The sequence below is a fragment of the Nakamurella leprariae genome (genome assembly GCF_016918035.1).
GTDB classification, from domain to species: Bacteria; Actinomycetota; Actinomycetes; order Mycobacteriales; family Nakamurellaceae; genus Nakamurella; species Nakamurella leprariae.
Genome location: NZ_JAERWK010000018.1, coordinates 1 through 21300, shown reverse-complemented (window position 1 = coordinate 21300; position 21300 = coordinate 1). Strand labels below are relative to the sequence as shown.

General features: G+C 72.7%; 21 protein-coding genes and 2 pseudogenes. 14 read left to right on the top strand and 9 right to left on the bottom strand.

The genetic code is table 11. The annotated features are described in order from the left end of the window. The first annotated feature begins 5 nt into the window (after window positions 1–5). Entirely contained in the window at window positions 6–1847 is a 1842-nt protein-coding gene (locus JL106_RS14175; protein WP_205261387.1) for a carbohydrate-binding domain-containing protein, read from the top strand. Here JL106_RS14175 and JL106_RS14170 read toward each other — a convergent pair. From JL106_RS14170 to JL106_RS14160, 3 genes and pseudogenes are all read right to left on the bottom strand, one after another. Further along, window positions 1828–2361 (bottom strand): nitroreductase family deazaflavin-dependent oxidoreductase, encoded by a 534-nt coding sequence (locus JL106_RS14170; protein ID WP_205261386.1) that lies wholly within the window; start codon window positions 2359–2361, stop codon window positions 1828–1830. The genes JL106_RS14175 and JL106_RS14170 overlap by 20 nt on opposite strands. Further along, complete coding sequence (locus tag JL106_RS14165; protein ID WP_205261385.1) at window positions 2358–3155, bottom strand: lipoate--protein ligase family protein; 798 nt, start codon at window positions 3153–3155, stop codon at window positions 2358–2360. Before JL106_RS14165 ends, JL106_RS14170 begins: the two co-directional genes overlap by 4 nt. Before the next feature lie 43 nt (window positions 3156–3198). Continuing rightward, a pseudogene (locus tag JL106_RS14160) lies at window positions 3199–3345 on the bottom strand (universal stress protein); the annotation flags it as partial. Between the two features lie 231 nt (window positions 3346–3576). Between JL106_RS14160 and JL106_RS14155 the strand changes: the two are divergent. From JL106_RS14155 to JL106_RS14125, 7 genes are all read left to right on the top strand, one after another. Beyond that, complete coding sequence (locus tag JL106_RS14155; RefSeq protein ID WP_205261383.1) at window positions 3577–4854, top strand: efflux RND transporter periplasmic adaptor subunit; 1278 nt, start codon at window positions 3577–3579, stop codon at window positions 4852–4854. Further along, window positions 4851–5570, top strand: a complete 720-nt coding sequence (locus JL106_RS14150) for an ABC transporter ATP-binding protein (protein WP_328842405.1) — start codon at window positions 4851–4853, stop codon at window positions 5568–5570. Before JL106_RS14155 ends, JL106_RS14150 begins: the two co-directional genes overlap by 4 nt. After that, window positions 5567–6799, top strand: a complete 1233-nt coding sequence (locus tag JL106_RS14145; protein WP_205261382.1) for an ABC transporter permease — start codon at window positions 5567–5569, stop codon at window positions 6797–6799. Before JL106_RS14150 ends, JL106_RS14145 begins: the two co-directional genes overlap by 4 nt. Before the next feature lie 49 nt (window positions 6800–6848). Then, complete coding sequence (locus tag JL106_RS14140; RefSeq protein WP_205261381.1) at window positions 6849–7841, top strand: hypothetical protein; 993 nt, start codon at window positions 6849–6851, stop codon at window positions 7839–7841. Next, entirely contained in the window at window positions 7834–10143 is a 2310-nt protein-coding gene (locus tag JL106_RS14135) for an efflux RND transporter periplasmic adaptor subunit (protein WP_205261380.1), read from the top strand. The genes JL106_RS14140 and JL106_RS14135 overlap by 8 nt, the downstream gene beginning before the upstream one ends. A gap of 72 nt (window positions 10144–10215) precedes the next feature. Further along, entirely contained in the window at window positions 10216–10614 is a 399-nt protein-coding gene (locus tag JL106_RS14130) for a DUF7715 family protein (RefSeq protein ID WP_205261379.1), read from the top strand. 35 nt (window positions 10615–10649) lie between these two features. Then, window positions 10650–11318, top strand: coding sequence for a hypothetical protein (locus JL106_RS14125; RefSeq protein ID WP_205261378.1), 669 nt, complete (start codon window positions 10650–10652; stop codon window positions 11316–11318). Between the two features lie 5 nt (window positions 11319–11323). Here JL106_RS14125 and JL106_RS14120 read toward each other — a convergent pair whose 3' ends face one another. Further along, the gene (locus tag JL106_RS14120; protein ID WP_205261377.1) at window positions 11324–13006 is read right to left on the bottom strand and encodes an alpha-keto acid decarboxylase family protein; all 1683 of its coding nucleotides are present in this window, start codon (window positions 13004–13006) and stop codon (window positions 11324–11326) included. 60 nt (window positions 13007–13066) lie between these two features. Here JL106_RS14120 and JL106_RS14115 point away from each other — a divergent pair, with 60 nt between their 5' ends. After that, window positions 13067–14077 carry an adenosine deaminase gene (locus JL106_RS14115; protein WP_328842401.1) on the top strand — a complete coding sequence of 337 codons (1011 nt, stop codon included), beginning with the start codon at window positions 13067–13069 and terminating at the stop codon, window positions 14075–14077. A gap of 34 nt (window positions 14078–14111) precedes the next feature. Here JL106_RS14115 and JL106_RS14110 read toward each other — a convergent pair whose 3' ends face one another. Continuing rightward, window positions 14112–14996 (bottom strand): sulfurtransferase, encoded by an 885-nt coding sequence (locus JL106_RS14110; protein WP_205261376.1) that lies wholly within the window; start codon window positions 14994–14996, stop codon window positions 14112–14114. An 80-nt stretch (window positions 14997–15076) separates the two neighbouring features. Between JL106_RS14110 and JL106_RS14105 the strand changes: the two genes are divergently transcribed. Further along, a complete protein-coding gene (locus JL106_RS14105) occupies window positions 15077–15532 on the top strand; it encodes a hypothetical protein (RefSeq protein WP_205261375.1) in 456 nt (151 codons plus the stop codon). A gap of 39 nt (window positions 15533–15571) precedes the next feature. Here JL106_RS14105 and JL106_RS14100 read toward each other — a convergent pair whose 3' ends face one another. The 3 genes and pseudogenes from JL106_RS14100 to JL106_RS14095 form a co-directional block, all read right to left on the bottom strand. Further along, the gene (locus JL106_RS14100; protein ID WP_205261374.1) at window positions 15572–16678 is read right to left on the bottom strand and encodes an AI-2E family transporter; all 1107 of its coding nucleotides are present in this window, start codon (window positions 16676–16678) and stop codon (window positions 15572–15574) included. A 100-nt stretch (window positions 16679–16778) separates the two neighbouring features. Beyond that, window positions 16779–16880, bottom strand: a pseudogene (locus JL106_RS22565) (NAD(P)-dependent oxidoreductase); the annotation flags it as partial. Window positions 16881–16886: 6 nt separating this feature from the next. Beyond that, window positions 16887–17723, bottom strand: coding sequence for a MerR family transcriptional regulator (locus JL106_RS14095; RefSeq protein ID WP_407940167.1), 837 nt, complete (start codon window positions 17721–17723; stop codon window positions 16887–16889). Window positions 17724–17816: 93 nt separating this feature from the next. Here JL106_RS14095 and JL106_RS14090 point away from each other — a divergent pair, with 93 nt between their 5' ends. Next, window positions 17817–18170, top strand: coding sequence for a nuclear transport factor 2 family protein (locus tag JL106_RS14090; protein WP_205261372.1), 354 nt, complete (start codon window positions 17817–17819; stop codon window positions 18168–18170). A gap of 98 nt (window positions 18171–18268) precedes the next feature. Here JL106_RS14090 and JL106_RS21675 read toward each other — a convergent pair whose 3' ends face one another. After that, window positions 18269–18394 carry a hypothetical protein gene (locus JL106_RS21675; protein WP_268928207.1) on the bottom strand — a complete coding sequence of 42 codons (126 nt, stop codon included), beginning with the start codon at window positions 18392–18394 and terminating at the stop codon, window positions 18269–18271. 72 nt (window positions 18395–18466) lie between these two features. Between JL106_RS21675 and JL106_RS14085 the strand changes: the two genes are divergently transcribed. From JL106_RS14085 to JL106_RS14075, 3 genes are all read left to right on the top strand, one after another. After that, window positions 18467–19039: a hypothetical protein gene (locus JL106_RS14085; RefSeq protein ID WP_205261371.1), complete on the top strand. Its 573-nt coding sequence runs from the start codon at window positions 18467–18469 to the stop codon at window positions 19037–19039. After that, entirely contained in the window at window positions 19033–19659 is a 627-nt protein-coding gene (locus tag JL106_RS14080; protein WP_205261370.1) for an RES family NAD+ phosphorylase, read from the top strand. The genes JL106_RS14085 and JL106_RS14080 overlap by 7 nt, the downstream gene beginning before the upstream one ends. A 268-nt stretch (window positions 19660–19927) precedes the next feature. Then, window positions 19928–21154 carry a hypothetical protein gene (locus tag JL106_RS14075; protein WP_205261369.1) on the top strand — a complete coding sequence of 409 codons (1227 nt, stop codon included), beginning with the start codon at window positions 19928–19930 and terminating at the stop codon, window positions 21152–21154. Window positions 21155–21300 lie beyond the last annotated feature (146 nt).

Here is a 21300-nt window from a genome sequence, read left to right as displayed (position 1 = left end):
TTCCCATGAAGCGCTCGATCCGTACCATCCTGCTGCCCGCTGTGCTGTCGGTGGCCCTGGTGACCGCCTCCTGCTCGTCCGGAACGGCTGACACCGCGGCATCGGCCGGAACGTCCGCCTCGGCCACCTCGACGACCGCCGCCGAGACCACCACCGCGACCGCGGAAGCCATCGCCACTGCAGTGGTCGGCGCCAGTGCGGCCGACACGCTGGCCGCGAATGCGACTGCGGCACAGGCGTCGTCGACCGGCGGCAGCACGGTGGACATCTCGTTGGACGGCACCACGGCCACGGCCGACAGCGCCGCCGTGACCGTCGACGGCAGCACCGTGAGGATCACCGCGTCCGGCACCTATCGCCTGCGCGGCACGCTGACCGACGGTCAGGTCGTCGTGGACGCGCCCGACGACGGCACCGTGGTCGTCATCCTCGACGGCGTCGAGCTGACCAGCTCCACCAACGCACCGCTGGTCATCGCGGACGCCGGCACCGCCGTCGTCGAACTCGCCGACGGGTCCACCAACACCCTCTCCGACGCCTCCACGTCCGTGTACCCGGACGCGGAGACCGACGAGCCGAACGCCGCACTGTTCAGCGCGAGCGACCTGATCATCACCGGAACGGGATCCCTCACCGTGACCGGCAACGACAACGACGGGATCGCCTCGAAGGACGACTTGGTCATCCGGTCCGGCACGATCACCGTCACCGCCGTGGACGACGGTATCCGCGGCAAGGACCTGCTCGTCGTCGAGGGCGGCACTGTCACCGTCGACGCCGGCGGGGACGGACTGAAGTCCGACAACGACGAGGACGCCACCAAGGGCTACGTCTCGATCAGCGGCGGCAGCGTCACCGTCGACGGCGGCGGTGACGGCGGCGGGGACGGCATCGACGCGGCCACCGATGTCGTGATCACCGGCGGCACCACGGCGATCACCGCGGGCGGCGGCGCGACCGCCGAGCTCGCCGACGACGTCTCGGCCAAGGGCATCAAGGGCTCGGCCAGCGTCGTGCTGGAGGGTGGCACCGTGACGGTCGACAGCGCCGACGACGCGGTGCACTCCGACGGGGTGGTCACGGTCAACGGAGGCGACCTCACCGCCACCACCGGGGACGACGGCGTGCACGCCGACGGCGACGTGATGATCGCCGGCGGCACCGTCACGATCCCGTCGTCCTACGAGGGCATCGAGGGCACGACCATCACCATCCAGGCCGGGGACGTGTCGGTCACCGCCACCGACGACGGCCTCAACGCCGTCTCCGGCGGCGAGGACACCAGCACCGGTCCGGGGGCAGGCGGGGGGACGGGCGGCATGGCGGGTGGCATGGGCGGCGGCGAGGCCGCCGACGCCGACGTGCACGTCGCCATCAGTGGCGGCACGATCACCGTCGATGCCGAAGGTGACGGCCTCGACTCCAACGGCGACGCCAGTGTCTCCGGCGGCACGGTCGTGGTGGAGGGTCCCACGGGCAACGGCAACGGCGCCCTCGACGTCAACGGCACCCTCACGGTGTCCGGCGGCGAGCTGCTGGCCACCGGCAGTTCGGGGATGGCTGTCTCACCGGGTGCGGACTCGCCGCAGGGCTGGCTGGCCGCCACGCTGAGCGGCTCGGTGGGCCCCGGCACCGTCCTGGACGTCGTCGCCGCGGACGGCGCCATCGTCACCTCGTTCACCACCACCAAGACGCTGTCCTCGGTCGTGTACTCGTCGAGCGCGGTCACCGCGGGCAGCAGCTACACGATCGTCGCCGGCGGGACCACGCTGGCGACCACCACGGCCGGTCAGGCGGCGACGGGCGGCATGGGCAGCGGACGGGGCGTCACCAGGCCGGGAAGGTGATCTCCGGGTCGACCGCGGTCAACCGGAACAGCCGGACCGTCCGGCCCGAGTTCCGTTCGTAGTCCCGGTATCCCGGCCACTGCCGCTCGATCCGCGCCCAGGCCCGGTCGCGCTCGTCGCCCCCGATCGGCACCGCCAGCACCTCGAACGTCCGCCCGCGCACGCTCACCGCGGCGTCCGGGTGGGCCAGGAGGTTGCCGCTCCACGCCGGATGCCGGTCGCGGGCGAAGCTGGTCCCGGCGACCACCGCGCCGCCGACGCCGTCCGGGGTGTACATGAGCACCGACTGCCGGGCCGTCCCGGTCCGGGAGCCGGTGGTGTGCAACACCAGCGACGGCACCAAGAGCCCGCTCAGCGGTACCCGCCCCCCGGTGACCCGGTCCATCAGCCGCTCCAGCCGCGGCAGCACCCTCGGTCCGACCCGGCGGAACGCCCGGGTCCGGCTCAGCGGCGCGATGAGGTGCCGCAGCGCGCGGACCAGCAGCTCACGCAGGCGGCGCAGTCCGACCCTCATGCGACACGCACCGGAACCCGGAACTGCTCGAGCGTCCCGGCCGCCTCGGCGAGGACGGCCGCCGGCACCTCGGTCGTCCGTTGCACGTCGACGTCCCGGCCGAGTGCCGCGATGAACGCCTCCTTGGCGTCGTCCCACCGTAGGCCGGGCACGACGTCGACCACCGATCCGACCGTGGCCGGGGCGAAGTCCAGGCCGAGCGCCGCGTACACGTCGACCAGCGCCGCCCGCACCGGATCCGGCGGCCCCACCGTGACCACCGAGCTGAACAGCCAGCCGGCGCGGGTCAGCCGCTGCGCCGTGCCCAGCAGCTTGTGCCCGGCCCCGTCGTTCACGCTCCAGTCGCCCGGGCAGTACTCCCCTGGGACCGCGCCGACCTGGGCGTCGACCCCGAGCGCGCGCAACGCGTCGGCGAACCGGTGCGCGAACCGGGCGAACCGGCCGGTGATGTCGGGTGTGCCCGGGCCGGTCCGACCCACGTGGTCCAGGCACAGCGAGCCCCGGTCGTACCCGGCGGCCCGGCCGCCCGGCCCCCGCCGGACCGGTACGTACCCGTGACGCTCGGCGGCGACCACCGCCTCCGCGATGCCCGGCGTCACGCAGTCCCGGCCGGTGAAGGCCATGGTCGGATCGGGACGCCACGCCCGCACCGCCTCGTCCACGGGCGGACCGCCGCCGTCGTCGTTGTCGTCGGACGCAGGGTCGCCGATCCAGCGCATCAGCGCCGGGCCCAGGGCGGTGTGCGGCACCGGCGGGCGGGCGGTGACGTCGTCGATGACCAGCAGGCGTGACACCAGCTCATTGTCGACCGTCGCGCCGGCTCGGTGCACCGGGCGGTCAGCCGGTCCCCAGCACCCGCTGCGCCTCCTGCCGGGCGACCGCGGACGGGACGACCACCACCGGGACCGGCGAGTGCCGGACGATCTTGGTCGCCCGCGAACCGAGGAACACCCGGGCCAGCGGTCCGCGTCGCGACGAGCCGACCAGGCCGCCACCGGCCGACCCGGTCGGGCCGCCGGCGCGACGGATCAGCTGTCATCACCCACGGTCACAGGCCGTGCGTCAAGAGGTCGCGGCCGGCCACACCGACGGATCGCCCCCATGGACACACCGTCTTGCTACCGGAAGCTGGGCTGGCCCACAGCAACGCTGCCCAAGCTCCGTCGAGATCAGGCTGCGTGCCCACGCGGCACGGTTCGACGCGAGGACAGCTGCATGACGAGAGTTCGCCGGATCTTGACCGTCCGGCCCTGGGTCACTGTCCTGGTCGGTGCGGTACTGATCGCCGCCCTGTCGGCCGGCGGCACCTGGTGGTTCCTGCGGTCCAACAGCGACGACGCCGCCGCCGGCCCCCTGCCGACGAGTCAGTCCCGCATCGTGACCGCCGCGGTGAGCACCATCGCCAAGACGATCAGCGCCAGCGGCACCCTCACCCCCAGCGTGCAGCAGGACGTCGAGTTCGTCGGCTCCGGGACGGTCACCTCGGTGGACGTACAGGCCGGCCAAGCCGTGACCGCCGGACAGGCGCTGGCCACCGTCGACACGTTGGGCATGCAGGTCACCCTGGCCAAGGCCAAGGCCGAGCTGGCCCAGGCCCAGGCGACGCTGTCCGACCACGAGGACGCCGACGCCTCCGACGAGCAACTCGCCGCGGACGAGGCCGAGATCGCGCTGGCGCAGACCGACGTGGACACCGCTCAGACGGCCCTGGACAGTGCCACCCTGGTCTCCCCGATCAACGGCGTCGTCTCCAGCGTCGGGGTGTCGGTCGGGCAGACCGTCACCGGCTCGACCGGCAGCACCAGCACCAGCGGCGGTCAGGGCGGGGGCACGTCAGGCGGCGGCACGACCAGCAACACGGCCGCGTTCGTCATCGTCGCCACCGACTCCTGGCGGGTCGACGTGACGGTGGACGACACCCAGGTCGATCTGGTCGCCGCGGGCGACCAGGCCCAACTGACCGTCGACGGCGCCGACGCGACGATCTTCGGGGTGGTCGAATCGGTCGGCCTGATCTCCACCAGCTCGTCGGACACCGCCGCGTACCCGGTGACCATCCAGGTCACCGGTAGCCCCACTGGCGTGCACGACGGCACCGCGGCCGAGGTGGCCATCACCTACGAGCAGGTCACCGACGTCCTGACCGTGCCGAGCGCGGCCGTACGCACCGTCGACGGCACGTCGACCGTGTCGCTGGTCCCGGCCGGCAGCACCGACCCGGCTGCGGCCGTCGACACCGAGGTGAGCACCGGGGCCACCGACGGAACCGCCGTGCAGATCACCGCCGGGCTGGCCGAGGGTGACCAGGTCGTGGTCACCACGCTGACCGGCGGCGGCGCCCGGACCGGTACCGACGGCGGGACCGGGCAGATGCCGGGCGGCGGTGAATTCCCCGGCGGCGGTGAATTCCCCGGCGGTGGCGGACAGTTCCCCGGCGGCGGCTCATCCGGCGGGGCGGGTGGCGCGCCGGCCGGGTTCGGTGGCGGTCGGTGAGCGCCACCACGATCGAGCCGGGCGAGCACGCCGCACCGGTGATCGAGCTCGTCGAGGTTCGCAAGACCTATCGCACCGGATCCATCGAGTTCGAGGCGCTGCGCGGCGTCTCGCTCAGGATCGACCAGGGTGAGTACGTCGCGGTCATGGGCCCTTCGGGATCGGGCAAGTCGACGCTGATGAACATCCTGGGCTGCCTGGACACCCGCACCGCGGGCAGCTACCGGTTGGCCGGTGAGGACGTCGGCGAGATGGACGAGGTGGACCTGGCCGAGATCCGCAACCAGCGGATCGGCTTCGTGTTCCAGCAGTTCAACCTGCTGCCCTCGTTGCCGGCCTGGCGGAACGTCGAACTGCCGCTGAGCTACGCCGGCGTCCCCAGGGGCGAACGGCGGGCCCGGGCGATCGCCGCCCTGGAGCGGGTCGGGCTCGGCGAGAAGGTCGGCAACCGCCCGGGCGAGCTGTCCGGCGGGCAGCAACAGCGGGTCGCGGTGGCGCGGGCACTGGTCAGCGAGCCGGCGCTGGTGCTGGCGGACGAGCCGACCGGAAACCTGGACAGCACCGCCACCGCCGACGTACTGCAACTGTTCGACGAGTTGCACGCCCAGGGCCGCACCGTCGTGCTGATCACGCACGAGCAGGAGGTGGCCGAGCGGGCCGCCCGGATCATCCGGGTCCGCGACGGCCTGCTGGCCGAGGTCGGGGTGCGGTCGTGACGTGGTTCGACACCTTCCGCACCGGCTGGGAGGCCATCCGCAGCCACCGGCTCCGCTCCGCGCTGACCATGCTGGGCATCCTCATCGGGATCGCCGCCGTGGTGCTCACCGTGGGCCTGGGCCTGGGCAGCCAGCAGCAGGTCGGCGCCTCGATCAGCTCGCTGGGATCGAACCTGCTCATCGTGTCTCCCGGTAGCAGTACCGACTCGGGTGGCGTCCGAGGCGGTTTCGGCTCCGCATCCACCCTGACCGTGGCCGACGCGCAGGCCCTGACCTCGGACACCGCGGCGCCGGACATCGCCGCGGTGGCCCCGGTGAAGTCGACCTCGACGGCCCTCGCCGCCGGCGACACCACCTGGACCACGTCGGTCGTCGGAACCACCGCCGACTGGCTGGACGTCCGGACGCGGACCCTGGCCGGCGGCCGGTTCCTGACCACCGCGGACGACGCCGACCAGGCCGCGGTCACCGTGCTGGGTTCCGAGACGGCCACCGAACTGTTCGGCACCACCGACGCCGTCGGTCGCACCGTCTCCATCGGCGATCTGTCGTTCGAGGTGGTCGGCGTGCTGACCGCCGCCGGCTCCGACTCGACGACGAACCTCGACGACCAGGCGCTGGTACCGATGTCGACCGCCGCCAACCGGATCATCGGCGGGTCGACGCGGACGGCGGTGTCCACCATCTACCTGCGGGCGACGTCCGAGGACACCCTGTCGGCCGCGTACCAGGAGGCGCAGGCGCTGTTGCTGACCCGCCACGGCATCTCCGACGCCGAATCCGCCGATTTCAGCATCGCCAGTCAGGAGTCGCTCCTGGCCACGGCCACCTCGGTGAGTCGGACGCTCACCGTGTTGCTCACCGGAATCGCCGCACTGTCACTGCTGGTCGGTGGCATCGGCGTCATGAACATCATGTTGGTGTCGGTCACCGAGCGGACCCGAGAGATCGGACTGCGCAAGGCGCTCGGGGCGCCGCCGGCCGCGATCCGGCGCCAATTCCTGGTCGAGGCCACGGTTCTGGGGCTGGCCGGCGGCCTGCTCGGCGCCCTCCTCGGCATCGTCGCCGCGCGGGTCCTGCCGACGTTGCTGGACACCACGATCGTGGTGTCGCCCGCCGCGGTCGCCGGATCCATCGCCGTCGCGGTGGCCATCGGCATCGTCTTCGGCGTCTACCCCGCCACCCGCGCCGCCCGGCTGGCCCCGATCGATGCCCTCCGCAGCGAGTGACCGCGCTCCCGCTCCCGCCTTCCCGTTCCATCACCGACGAGGACCCTCGATGACCACTCGCACGTCTCATCCGTCCCGCCGACTGCTGCGCCCTGCGCTGGTGGGCATCACGGCCGCGGTCGTCACCCTCGGTCTCGCCGCCTGCGGCAGCTCCGACACCGCGACGAGCGGGACGGTCGCCGACATCTCGGTCGACCAGACCGCCGCCGGACAGGAACCGACCGGTCAGGGCGGCGCCGGTCAGAACGGGAGTCCGGGTGGGCAGTTCGGTGCCGCCCGGTCGGCCGCTTCGGGCACCATTGCGGCCGCGACCGACGCGCAGCTACAGGTGCAGAGTTCCGACCGACAGACCACCGTCAACTACGACAGCAGCACCGCCATCACGCAGACGGTCACCACCGACCTGTCCGCGATCACGGTCGGCAGCTGCATCACGGTGATCGGCCAGACCGCCGACACCGACGACACCGACGAATCGATCACCGCAGCCAGCGTGCAGGTCACACAGCCGGTCGACGGCAGCTGCGCCGCGGGTGGCTTCGGGATGATGGGCGGGGCCGGGCCCGGTGGCGACATGCCCACCGGAGCCATGCCCACCGGAGCACCGCAGTCCGGAGCACCGCAGTCCGGAGCCCCCGACGGCGGCGGCCCCGGTGGTGACCGCAGTGGTGGTCCCGGTGGTGACCCAGGTGGTGACATGGCCGGATTCGTCAGCGGTGCGGTCACGGCCGTCGACGGCGCGACCGTCACGGTCGAGGCGGCCAGCATGCCCGGACCGGGCGCGACCAGCTCGGACGACCAGGGCAGCACCACCACCCGGACCCTGACCATCACCGACACCACCACCATCACCACCACTCAGGCCACCGACGCCGCCGCCCTCACGGTGGGCCGGTGCGCCACCGCGCAAGGTGAGACCGACAGCAAGGGCGCCGTCACGGCCACCGCCATCGCGGTCAGCGACCCCGGCGACGACGGGTGCACCACCGGCTTCGGCGCCGGCCGCGGCGGACGCTCGGAGCAGGGCACCGGCAATGGCTGAGCCGCCGACCTCGCCGATCTGGGCGCTGCACACCGACCCGCCGACCGGCCGGCCCACCGCCGCCCAGCGCCGCGCGCAACGCCGCCGGCGCCGCCGCATCGGCGCAGCCGTCGCCGCAGCCGTCGTGCTCGGCGTCGGCGCGGGCGGCGTCGCCGTGGCCCGCACCGGGTCCGACGGACCGGGATACCGGACCGCGACGGTGACCCGGGGATCGGTCGCCCAGATCGCAGCGTCCGTCGGCACGATCAGCTCGGTCGACCGGGCCGACGCCGCGTTCGCCGTGAGCGGCACGGTCAGCTCGATCGACGTCGCCATCGGCGACACGGTGACCGCCGGGCAGACCCTGGCCACGATCGACCCTGCCGCGCTGCAGGAGCAGCTCGAACAGGCCGAGCAGGCGCTGGCCGACGCGCATGAGGTGCTGGCGGCGGACCAGGAGAGCCAGACCGCCACCGACACCACCGACACCGACACCGACACCGACACCAACACCAACACCAACACCAACAGTGTCGCGGCGGACGACACTGCCGGGTCGAACACCGCCGGCGACACCGACTCCGCACCCGCCGCGGCCCGCGGGTCCGCGGCCGCCACGGCGACCCCCACGACCGAACCCGCATCCGCATCCGAGGCAGCCCCGGCGGCGACCGGGACCGCCGACTCCACCGACACCACCACCGGGTCCGCGGCTGCGGACCTCGAGCCGGTGGTCACCGCCGTGCGCACCGCTCAGGATGCGGTCATCCAGCAGCAGCGAGACATCGACGCGCTGCTGACGCAGGTCGCAGCGGACATCGACCAGGAGCGGACGGCGTGCGCGCCGTTGCTGAACCAGACAACCGCGACCACCAGCACCAGCACCAGCACCGTGACCGCGCCGTCCACCAGTACCCCGACTGACAGCACATCCAGCCCGACCACACCCACCGACACCACCACGTCCTCCACGACGGCGCCGGCCACCACGGCACCGTCGAGCACGCCGGACACCACCGAAGCGACCACCGCACCCGAGAACGGCGCCGACGACGCTGACGTCGATCCTTCCGAGGACTGGACCGCAGCCCTCGTCTCCTGCCGTACGGCGATCTCGCGGGTCCTGGACGGCCAGCAGGCGGTGCAGCAGGCGCAGTTCGCACAGCAGGACGTCGAAGCCACCCTCGATGACGCGATCGCCGCCCTGGTCGCCGCAGCCGCGGCAACCAGCGGCAGCGGAAGCGGCAGCGGAAGCGGCAGCGGAAGCGGCGACAGTGATGCCGGCAGCCAGATCCCGAGCGGGGCCTCCGACAGCGCGAGCAGCGGTGGTGCAGCCGGCTCGGTTCCCGACGGATCGGGGAGTGAGCAGACCCAGGACGCTCCGACCAGCGCGGGTGCGTCCAGTACCGGTACCGGGAGTGCCGGTACCGGTACCACGGGGGCCGGCAGTGTCGGGGCGAGCAGCGCGGGCGCGGGCAGCAACACCGGCGGCACCGCCGGTGAGTCGCTGACCGAGACCGGCAGCGGCACCACCCGGAGCTCCGCACCGGCCAGCGCGGCCCAGCTGTCGGCCGACCAGGCGCAGATCGACCTGGCGGAAGCCGAGCTCGCGGTGGCGACGCAGCAGCTGGCCCTGGCCACGCTGACCAGCCCGCTCGCCGGCACCGTGGCCGCGATCTCGGTCGAGGTCGGTGGGTCGGTGAGCGCGTCGTCCAGCACCGCGGTGATCACCGTGGTCGGCACCGAGAGCTACGCGGTGACCACCACCGCGTCACTGGCCGTCATCGACTCTGTCGCCGTCGGCCAGCAGGCCACCATCCAGGTCGACGGGGTCGAGCAGACGCTGACCGGGGTGGTGTCGGTCATCGGCGTGCTGGCCGACTCCTCCACCGGCACGGCCAGCTACCCGGTGACGGTCACGCTCGATCCGGTCGACCACATGCTCTACAACGGCGCCGGCGCAGCCGTGTCGATCACGGTCCACGACGTGGCCGACGTGCTCACCGTCCCGGCCTCGGCGGTGACCCGGTCCGGGTCGGCCAGCACCGTCGCCGTGCTGCAGGACTCCGGAGCGATCGCCGTCACGCCGGTCACCGTCGGCGCCATCGGCACCGACAGCGTCGAGGTCACCGACGGACTGACCGCCGGCCAGCAGGTGGTCCTGGCCGACCTGTTCGCCGCGCTGCCGTCGGAGGACTCCGACGACAGCAGCTCCAGCGGGTTGGGTGGCCTCACCGGCGGCACCCAGACCGGACCCGGCAGGGGCGGATTCGGCGGCGGTTCCAGCGGGTCCGGGACCGGCGGGCGACGCACGAACGGCTGAACGGTACGCCGCCACGCCACCACTGTTCGAACACGTGTACAGTGTCCGTACGGCGGTGGACGGAGGTGAACCATGCGGATGTTGGTGGCCACGGCGTGGGCTCAGGGGCAGCGCGCCAACGACTTCCACCACTGCGTGGAGGGAGAACTGGTCTGGATCGGGCCGGTCTGCAGCGCGGACGAACGCGACCCTGACGGCGCCTGCGGGTGCGGGCGCGCCTTCGCGGGGATGCACTCCCACCTGGCCACGACCACCGCCCGGGTCGGGAACGTCGCGCTGTCCGCTGCCGACGTGGTGGTGGCGCTGGCCGGCTGCCTGGAGCAACAGGGCTGGAACCCACGCGTCGCGCCGGCCCTGGCCGACGAGATGCTCACGCTGGCCGCGTCGTACCCGGTCGGCACGGTGCTCGAACGTCGGCTGGACCGGATCAGCGCGCGAGGCCGCTGGCCGGTCACCCCGGAGCCGGTCTGAGCCTCGTTGTCGGTGCCGGGTGCCACCATCCCGCCATGATCGAGCGTCCCGTGCCGACCGTGCTGACCGAGCCGAGCGACCGGTTTCGTCCCGGCGCGGGGCCTGAGCCGCTGCCCGGCGACCGACGGGTCCCGGTCACCACGCTCCCCGCCGGGGCCGACGACCGGTTGGCGGCCCTCGGCCTGAGCACCCGAGTGCTGCTGACCGCGGCGGCGGCAGCGGGCCGGGGGCACGACCAGGACTCGCCGTTCGACCCGCCGATCATGCCGGGGCTGCGGCGCTGGGCGGCCGTGGTCCGCACCTTGCGCAGCCAACTGGTGCCGCTCGGGTGGCGCCAGGACAACCCCAGCAACCTGCCGCGCACCCTGCACCCCGACGGCAGCTTCGCCGTCGTGGTGACCACCGGCGACGACCACACCGGCGTGCCGTGGGCACCGCCGGGCACCCGTCACCTCAAGGGCACGGCCACCCGGCTGGCCATCGAGCCGAACGCCCAGTTGGCGTTCGACCTGGGCGACCACCTGCTGCCCGCCGCCACGGACGAGCTGCCGTTGGTGCTCACCGGCACGCAGACCTGGTTCCTGCTGTTCCACCCGGCCGGCCCGGTCGTGCGCAGTGAACTGTCCTTCCCGCAGGCCATCTCCCGCGGCCGGATGCTGCAGTGGGCCGAACGGATCATCCTGCCGGAGGTCGTGCTGGGCTGACCCCGTCAGCTGCTCCGGGCGTTCGCCCGGGCCGCCTGCTGGGCGATGGTGGTGAGCAGCGGCGGCACGTCGAGCCGGTCGACCACCGCCTGCACGAGGCTGAACCGGGCCGGGTGGGCCGCCGCCGCACCCAGCGCGGCCGTCAGCTCGGTCTCGGTGCGCACCACAGCGGCGTCGGCGTCGTGACCGAGGCCGAGCGCCGCCGGCAGCGCCGCCCAGTCGTACCGAGCGATGTCGTTGTACGGCTCGGCCGGTCCGTGGATGGCGCGCTCCACCGTGTAGCCGTCGTTGTCGACCACCACGACCAGCACCGGCAGCTCCAGCCGCAGCACCGTGGCCAGTTCCTGCACCGTCATCTGGGCGGCGCCGTCACCGACCAGCAGCACACCCCGGCGCCCCGGCGCGCCCAGGCAGGCGCCGAGCAGGGCCGGGACGGTCCAGCCGATGGACGCCCAGAGCGGCTGGCCGAGGAACGTCACGCCGGTCGGCAGCCGGTGCGTGGCCATGCCGTAGAACGAGGTGCCCTGATCGGCCAGCACCACGTCGCCGGGACGCAGATGCGCCGCCACGGTGTCCCAGAGTTGTTGCTGTGTCAGCGCTGTCGAGCCGTTGCGGTCCCGGACAGCCGGTGTGTCGACGGTCACGTCTGCCGCTCCGCCGTCGGTGACCGGCCGGTCCTGGGCCAGGTCGGCCAGCACGCGCAGCGCGGTCGGCAGCGCGATCGGCTGGAACAGCCGGTCCCCGACGCTCACCGCGGCCGCGGCCACCTCGACGGTCCGCTCCCGCGGCAACTGCTGGCTGAAGAAGCCGCTGGTCAGGTCGGTGAACTGCACGCCGGCGGTGATCAGCACCGGGGCGTCCTCGACCAGCCGGCGCACCTGCGGGTCGCTGGCCGCACCGGCGTAGATGCCGGTGAACCGCGGGTCGGCCTCGTCGAGCAGGCTCTTGGCCCACATGGTGGTGGCCAGCCCGGCACTGCGCCGGACCAGCCGGGCCAGCTCGGCGGTCGCGCCGAACCGGTGGGTGAGCAGCCCGCCCAACACCACCGGCGGGCCGTCGGCTCCGGCCAGCAGGGCCGCCGCGGCCTCGCGGAACGCGGCCAGCGCCACCGGGTCCGTCGGATCCACCGGCGCCGGCAGCGGCCCGGTGGGTGCCGGGCACGCGGCCTCGGCGACGTCCGCGGGCAGCAGCAGGTAGCCCGGCAGCTTGTGGTCGCGGACGGCGACGAGCACCCGGTCGATCTCCGCGGCCGCGTTCTCGGCGGTGAGTGACGCCCGAGCCACGGTGATGTCGGTGTGCATGTGCAGGAACTGGTCGAACACCCCGTCACCGAGCGAGTGGTGCACGATCCGGTGCGCCGCCTGGGTCCGGGTGGCCGGCGAGCCGACGATCTGCACCACCGGGACGTGCTCGGCGTAGCTGCCGGCCAGCGCGTTGATCGCGCTGAGCTCCCCCACACCGAAGGTCGTGCAGAGCGCGGCGATCCCGCACAGGCGCGCGTACCCGTCGGCGGCGTATCCGGCGTTCAGTTCGTTGCTGCACCCGGTCCAGGTCAGGCCGGGGTGGGCGACGACGTGATCCAGCAGGCTCAGGGTGTAGTCGCCGGGGACGCCGAACACCCGGTCGGCGCCCAGCTCGGCCAGCCGGTCCATCAGGTGGTCGGCCACGGTGCGCGGTGCTGCCGTCATCTCGGTCCCCCGGACGTGGTCCGCCGCGGGCGCGGCGGACTCCGGTGGAATCATCGCGGTGTGACGCATCCCCTGACCAGCCCGCCCACCGCCGAGTTGCACCTGCACATCGAGGGCACCATCGAGCCGGCCGCGGTGATCGAGATGGGCGCCCGCAACGGCGTCGGGCTCCCGGTGGAGAGCCTGGAGGAGCTGGAGGCCAAGTACGCGTTCACCGACCTGCAGTCCTTCCTGGACCTGCACTACGCGAACCTGACCGTGCTGCGCACCGAGCAGGACTTCTTCGAGCTGGCCACCGGGTACCTGGACCGAGCTCGGGTGGCGAACGTGCGCCGGGCGGAGATCTTCTTCGACCCGCAGACACACCTGGGCAACGGCGTGCCGATCGAGGCGGTGATGGCCGGTCTGACGGGCGCCCTGGACGAGTCGGAGCGCACGCACGGCATCTCCACCGACCTGATCATGTGCTTCCTGCGGGACCGCGGCGCCGCCGCAGCCGACGAGATGCTGACGGCGATCCTGCCGTTCCGCGACCGCATCATCGGGGTGGGCCTGGACTCGACCGAGATCGGCTTTCCGCCGGAGCTGTTCGCCGACGTGTACGCCCGCGCCGCGGCGGAGGACCTGCACCTGGTCGCCCACGCCGGGGAGGAGGGCGGGCCGGAGACGGTCATCGCCGCGTTGGACGTGCTGCACGTCGGCCGGGTCGACCACGGCATCCGGTCGATCGAGGACCCGGCGCTGGTCCGGCGGCTGGTCGAGGACCAGGTCCCGCTCACCGTCTGCCCGCTGTCCAACGTGGCCCTGCGCGCGGTGGACACGCTGGCCGACCACCCGTTGCCCGCGCTGCTCGACGCCGGCGTGCTGGTCACGGTCAACAGCGACGACCCGCCCTACTTCGGCGGGTACGTGGACGCCAACTACGCCGCGCTGCACACCGGACTCGGGATGGACGTCGAGGCGTTGGAGCGGTTGGCGCTCAACTCGTTCGACGCCGCGTTCATCGACGGTGCACGGCGGGCGGCCTGGCAGCAGGAGGTCCGGACGCACTTCGCGGCGCACCGGGGCTGACCGCGACCGTCGGCGATCCGCAGGAGGAGTCGGCTCAGCCCGGCTCGGATCCGGTGACCGCCGGCCGCTCCGGCAGGTTCGACCACTGCGACCACGAGCCCGGGTACAGGGCGGCATCGATGCCCTGGTCGGCCAGCACCGCGACGGTGTGCGCGGCGGTGACGCCGGAGCCGCAGTAGACGCCGACCGGGACGTCGCCGCCGGCCACCACCCCGAGTCCGGCGAACCGCGCGCGCAGCCGGTCGGCCGGCAGCATCGTGCCGTCGGCGCTGACGTTGTCGGCGGTGGGCGCGGACCGGGCGCCGGGGATGTGCCCGGGCCGCGGGTCGAGCGCCTCCTGCTCGCCGCGGTACCGCACCGCGGGCCGGGCGTCGAGCAGGACGCCGGCGCGGGCCAGGGCCGCGGCACCATCGGGATCCAGCGTCGGCATCTGCCCGGGCTGCAGCTCGACGTCCCCGGCGTCCGCGGTCACGTCCCCGGCCTCGACCGGGAGTCCCGCGGCGCGCCACGCGGCCAGCCCGCCGTCCAGGATGCGGACATCGGCGATGCCGGTCCAGCGCAGCAACCACCAGGCCCGGCCGGCGGCCATCCCCTTCCAGTCGTCGTAGACGACCACCGGCTCGCCGGCGCGCAGTCCCCACCGCCGTACCGCGACCTGAAGGTCGGCCACGTCGGGCAGCGGGTGCCGCCCGTCCTCCGGAGCGCCGTGGGTGGACAGTTCGGTGTCCAGGTCGACGTAGACGGCGCCCGGCAGGTGCGCCTCCAGGTACTCGGGCCGCCCGGGTGGGCCGCCGAACACCCAGCGCACGTCGAGCAGGTGCGGGCGGGTGCTCCCGTCGAGCTCCGAGGCCAGATCGGCCGGTGACACGAACACGGGACGGGGCGCGGTCTGCTCCGCGCTCGACGATGCCTCGGTCATCCGGGCACTCTACGAACCCGGCCGCACCGGCCCGACGGTGGTCCCGGTCGACCCACCGACCCCGCGGGTACCGTGCGTCGGTGCCCGCCGACCCGTACGCCGACCTGCTCGGCCGCCGCCGACCGGCCCGTGGCGAACGCGCCGCCCTCGAACCGCATCTGGCGGACGTGCAGCGACTGTTCGACCGTTCCACTGCCGTCCGGATGATCGACCCGACCGACGGTCGGGTGCTGCTGCAGCCCCTGCTGCTCGTCGTCACCGACGTGCGGCTGATCGCCGCGGCCGCTACCGGCGGGTTCCGCCCGTCCTGGGAGGTGGTGACCTTCCCGTACGGCCACCTGGACCCCGAGTTCGGTCCGGACGCGGTGCAGCCCGGTGGTCCCGCGGACGCGTCGGCCACGGTGCGCATCCCGGTGTTCGGGCGGCGGCAGTACCAGGCCCAGTTCGCCGACACCGCCGACGCCACCGCCTTCAGCGTCGCCGCCGCCGAGGCCCTGGGCACCTACCGGCGGGAGCGGATGGGCCTGCCCGGCTGAGCGGTCCGGGCACCGCCCGGCCCGCCCCGGCGCCGCCGATCAGGCCCGATCGAGTCGCGGCAGCAACAGCTCTCGCACCAGCAGCAGCACCGCGGCGGCGATCGGGATGGCCACCAGCGCCCCCACGATGCCCAGCAGCGCCCCGCCGATGAGCACGGCCACCACGGTGACCATGGCCGGCACGTGCACGGTGCGCCCGATGATGCGCGGGATGAGCAGGTAGTCCTCGGCCAGCCGGTACACCACGAAGTAGGCGACGGTGGCCAGCGCGACCGGCACCGAGACGGTCAGCGCGACCAGGGCGACCAACGCGCCGGCGATGGTCGAGCCGATCACCGGGATCAGGTCCAGCAGTGCCACGGCGATGGACAGCAGCAGCGCGTACGGCACGCCCCAGGCGATCAGCCAGATGAAGGTCAGCACGCCGGCGACCAGTGAGATGACCAGGTTGCCCAGGACGTAACCGCCCACCTTGGCCATGATGTCGTCGCCCAGCAGCACCGCCCGGGGCCGACGCGAGCCGGGCACCAGCCGGTAGGCCAGGGCCCGCAGCCGGGGCAGATCGGCCAGGAAGTAGACGGTCAGCACCAGCACGATGAGGCTGTCGCCGACCACCGAGAACACCTCGCGGCTGATCCCGACCACCCCGTCGACCAGCGTCGATCCCGAGTCGGACAACAGGGTCTGGGCCTTGGCGGTCAGGTCGAACCGGTCGTTGAGCCGGCCCAGCCACGACTGGTGGTCCTGGGCCCGCTGCAACCAGCCGGGCACGTCGGCGGCCAGCTGTTCACCCTGGTGGACGATCACCGGGATGGCGGCGGCCAGGAAGCCGCCGAGGACGCCCAGGATCAGCAGCACGGTGGTGAGCACGGCCCAGCCGCGCCGGAATCCGTGCCTCACCAGCCAGGAGACCAACGGCTCCATGCCGACGGCCAGGAACAACGCCAGGCCGATGAGCACCAGCACCCCGCCGGCCAGCATCGCCAGATGGATGGCGCCGTAGGTGACGGCCACCCCGGCCGTGGCGGTGACGCCGATGAAGAATGGCGACCGCCAGTTGAACGGCCGGCCGGGACGCCCCTGCGGCCGGTCCGACGACGGGACGGTGGGGTCGGCACCCTCGGGCAGCGGGACGGATCCGGACATGGTGACCTCCAGCGACCGGCCGTGGCGGTCCGTCCCGGCGTTCCGGGGCGATCAGGCGGCCTGACCGGCGCCACCGATCATCACCCCGGAGCCCGGAGGATCACAGGATCGGCCGGCCGCCTGTCACGGCGACCCGGGCGCCGGAGAGGTCGCTGCCGTCGTCCGAGGCCACCAGCACGGACATTGGGGCCAGCTCGGCCGGCGGCCTTCACCCGCGGTCTGCACCGGCCGGCCCGGCACCGGCCAGCCGGAAGACCGGCCAGCCGATCTCGGTGCGCCACCGGTCGGGATCCGGGGTGTCCCGCGGCCCGACCAGGTACCGCTCGTGCACGGGACCGGCCACGGCCAGGGCGTGCTCGACCACCCAGCCACCCAGCCGGCCGTAGGTGACGTCGATCGTGTCGTGCGGACCGGGGTGGACGGTGACGGCCAGGTCGGCCGCCGGACGGGTCACCGCCCGGACCCGCCCCGGAGGACCGACGGCGGGAGGCGCCGTTGCGTCGACGGGCAGGTAGATGACCGCCCGGCCACGGCCGTGACTGAACAGCTCGTTGTCGTACATGCCGCCGGGCGGTCCGGCCGGCGCGGGGACCGCCGCGTCGAGCTCGGCCATCGCGGCGGCGTAGGCGTCCAGCACATCGACCTCGTCGACGACGACGGTCACCGCGGCGACCGGCAGCTCGGATTCCCGGCGCAGATCGACGACCACTACCCCCGGCTCGGGCCGCAACAACCGGCGCAGCGAGGCCACCGCCGTGCGGGTCTGCTCCAGCCGGTCCTCGAGCCGGCCCAGGTGCTCGGCGACGAGCGCGGCCCGGGCGTCAGCGTCGTCCGTGTGCAGGATGTTCCTGACGTCGGCCAGCGGAACGTCCAGCTGACGGAGCCGGTGGATGACCTGTGCGGTCGGAATCTGGGTCGGGTCGTACCGGCGGTAGCCGGTGGCCGGGTCGACCCGGACCGGCTCCAGCAGACCCGCGTCGTGGTAGCGGCGCAACGTCCGGATGCTCAGGTGGGTCACCTGGGCGAACTCTCCGATCGAGAGCACTCCACCGTCGTGCATGCCTCCAGCATTGACCCTCTCCCCGGGAGAGACGCAACGGTCGAGTGGTCCGGAGCTCGCACCTCGATCGGAGACGCCATGACCAGCACCAGCCCCGTCGACCTGACCGCCCTGCCCACCGCGATCGGCGCCTACCTGGCCGCACACGCCGCCCGGGACGCCGACGCCTTCGAGCGACTGTTCACCCCCGACGCGACCGTCACGGACGAGGGCCGGGCCCACCACGGCATCGAGGCGATCCAGCGCTGGCGGCGGACGGCGTCGTCGCAGTACACGTACACGGCGAGGCTGACCGGTGCCGAGCGGACCGACAGCGCCCATGCGGTGGTCACCCAGCACCTGGAGGGCGACTTCCCGGGCGGGGTCGTCGACCTCCGCTTCCGCTTCACCCTGGACGGCGATCGGATCGCGGACCTGACCATCGCGCCCTGATCGGGGCGCCGCGCCGGTCGGGGTCCCACGCTCGGGGAGCCCCGACGCGGTGAGCGCCCTGCACCTCCAGGTGCCGACCATGTCACTGCACTTCGACGTCACTGCACTTCGACCACGCCTCCGTCGATGTCACCGTCCGCCAGCACGAGGCCGCCCAGCTGCGGAAGACCATGGCGGCAGCTGATCCTCGCGTCAGCGCGGAGATCGCCGCCATCGTCGTCCACACCTGAGCACCTCGCTGACATCGCACATCGGCGCACACGAGTGCTACCGTGTGCGCCTCAGGGAGGTGGGTCATGTCGACCGTGACCGAGGTGCTCCGCCGGTTCGGCGTCGGCCTCACCGAGGCCGACGTCGCGGCCGGGCTCGCCGACGCCCTGGAGTCGCTGCCCGGCACCGCCGCCGCGCCACTCACCGGTCCCGAGATCGACTACCTGACCCGACATGCCGGCACCGGTGTGCGGGTGGCGTCCTGGGAGCCGGATCAGGAGCGGGAACGCCGCGCCGCGGCGGCGGCCGGGGCGGTCGAACGGCTGGTGGTCGGCACGATGAGCATCGAGCAGACGGCCACTCTGCTCCGGCTGGACCGATCGCGCATCTCGCACCGGCTGGCCGCGGGCGCGCTGTACGCCGTCACCATCGGGACCCGCCGGCGGATCCCGAGCTGGCAGTTCAGCGGGGGCGCCGAGCTGCCGGGGCTGGGCGTGGTGGTCGCCGCGATCCCCGCGGCCGCGCACCCGCTGGACGTCCAGGCCCTGATGACGTCGCCGCAGGAGGAACTGTCCGGGCGCACCCCGGTCGAGCACCTGGCCACCGGCGGCGATCCCGCCCCGGTCGCAGAACTCGTGGCCGACCTGGCCCGGTGGTGACGACCCGCCGCAAGGTTCCGGCCCACCCGCCGGCTCCGCTGCACCGCCGACCCGGCGACGTCCTGACCATCCAGCCGGTGCTGTGGCGCCTGCACCGGACGCGCGGGCCGTTCGTGCTGCCGTGGAACGGGTTCCGCATCTTCGGACCGCTGACCTCGGCCCGCTGGGACCCGCACCCGTCGCCGCAGGGCGAGCATCCCGGTTCGGGCGTCAGCTACGCGGCGATCGACCTGCGCACCGCCGTCGCGGAGGTGTTCCAGACGGCCCGGCGGGTGACCGCCTCCGACGAGGTCCAGGCCACGTCGTGGACACCCACCCGCTCGCTGTGCCTCCTGGACCTGACCGGGGACTGGGCGTTGCGGAGCGACGCCGCGCACGCCCTGGCCGCCGCGCCCCGCCGCGTCTGCCGGACGTGGTCGCAGGCCATCAGGTCGCAGTGGCCGGACCTGGACGGGTTGTGGGCACCGTCGACGCTGACCGGGAGCCCGGTCGTCACTCTGTACGAGCCGGCCGCCGACACCTTCCCGCCCGCTCCGGCCTTCTCCCGCCCACTCAGCGCCAGCCTGCTGTGGAGTCTGGTCGCCGACGCGGCGGAGTCGATCGGGTACGAGATCGGGTGACGAGGCCGTGGACCGGCCCCCTCCCAGTCGGATCACTCGCTGCCCGGCGACGACACATCGACCCCACCGCCGAATCGCACGGCAACCGACGGTCAGCCCCGGCGGGACCACCCCGCGGGGAAGGACCAGCATGACCGGCAGGAACACCGTGATCATCTGCGCATCGGTGTCGGCACAAACCACCGGAATGACGCGGAGGGGGAATGAGTCAACAAGCCGCGGGCTTTGAGCATCTCGTCGGGACCGGGAATGCAGCTATCCTTCCGGTGTGGATGAATCGTGGGTCATCTCGGCGGACCGGTTTAGGTACTGGCAGATCGATCACGGAAGCGGCAACTTTCGCATCGTGTGCCAGGACGGGCGGGTTCTTGACGGCAGGCTCGAGCCCGAGCACCAGCGGCATGACTCCATGGTCGCGACCTCGACGTTCGACTGGGAGAAGTGGTGGATCTTGTCGACCACCGTGAAGAACGACCTAATCATTACCGAGGGTTATAACCCAGCGACCGATCCCTCGCTCAACGGCCGGCCGTCGGTGTACCTCGACCAGAATCAGTGGAGGACCGTCGCCGACGCCATGCACGACCCCTCCCGTGTTAGGAACCCTGACGAGCGACGCGCAGCGCGAGATCTCATTCGACTTGCCAATGACGGCGGGATCGTGCTTCCCCTCTCGACGGGGCACTTGGTGGAGACCGCGGGCCTGAACGGTGACCGGCGCTACGAGATTGGCGTCGCCATGGCCCACCTGGCCAGCGGGTGGCAGATACGCAACCCACTGGACCTCTGGCAGCACGAATGTGAGGTGTCGATCCGTAAGCATCTCGGCCTGACGCAGAACGCACCTATCCTGCATCCCATCGTCACCGAGCCAGGAGCGCTCTTCGGAAGGGAAACATCCCTGGGCATCACCGATCAAACCCCCGAGCTAGCCAAATTCATCGCAATGCTTACCATGCCGAGCGTCATCCTCGACGCGCTCCTAGACCCCGATCGGATGCCGAGAGATTCACTCACGAAGTGGGTCACCCATCACACCAAGATCACCGCACAGATCCACGCTGAGCACTTACCGAAGGAGCAACGCCGGCGACTCGCCAGGCGTCGGTACTGGAACGAGAACATCAGCTACTACACAGCCGCCTACAGGCGCCTTACGTACGCAACAGACTTCCCGACCTTCAGCGACCGCGAGCTCTCACGTCTGTTTACGGACTCGCCGATGGTCGGGCTCGTATCTGAGCTGTTCATCCGCCGATTCACCGACCACATGAACAAATGGAAACGCAACGACCTGGTCGACATGTTCCACCTGGCAAGCGCCGCCGGCTATGCCAGGTACGTGTGCGCCGAGGTTCACACCGGTACACAACTTCGAGATGCGCAGCGCGCGCTCGGGCGTCCCCAGACTGTCTTCACAAGCCTGAACGATCTGGTCACCGCCGTTCGCCGCGACGGTGCCCGGGCCGAGTCCGAGCGAGCCAGTTCCAGCTAGATCTTCGTGCGAGTTCGCGCTTGCGGGGGGGGGGGGGGGGGGGGGGGGGGGGGGGGGGGGGGGGGGGGGGGGGGGGGGGGGGGGGGGGGGGGGGGGGGGGGGGGGGGGGGGGGGGGGGGGGGGGGGGGGGGGGGGGGGGGGGGGGG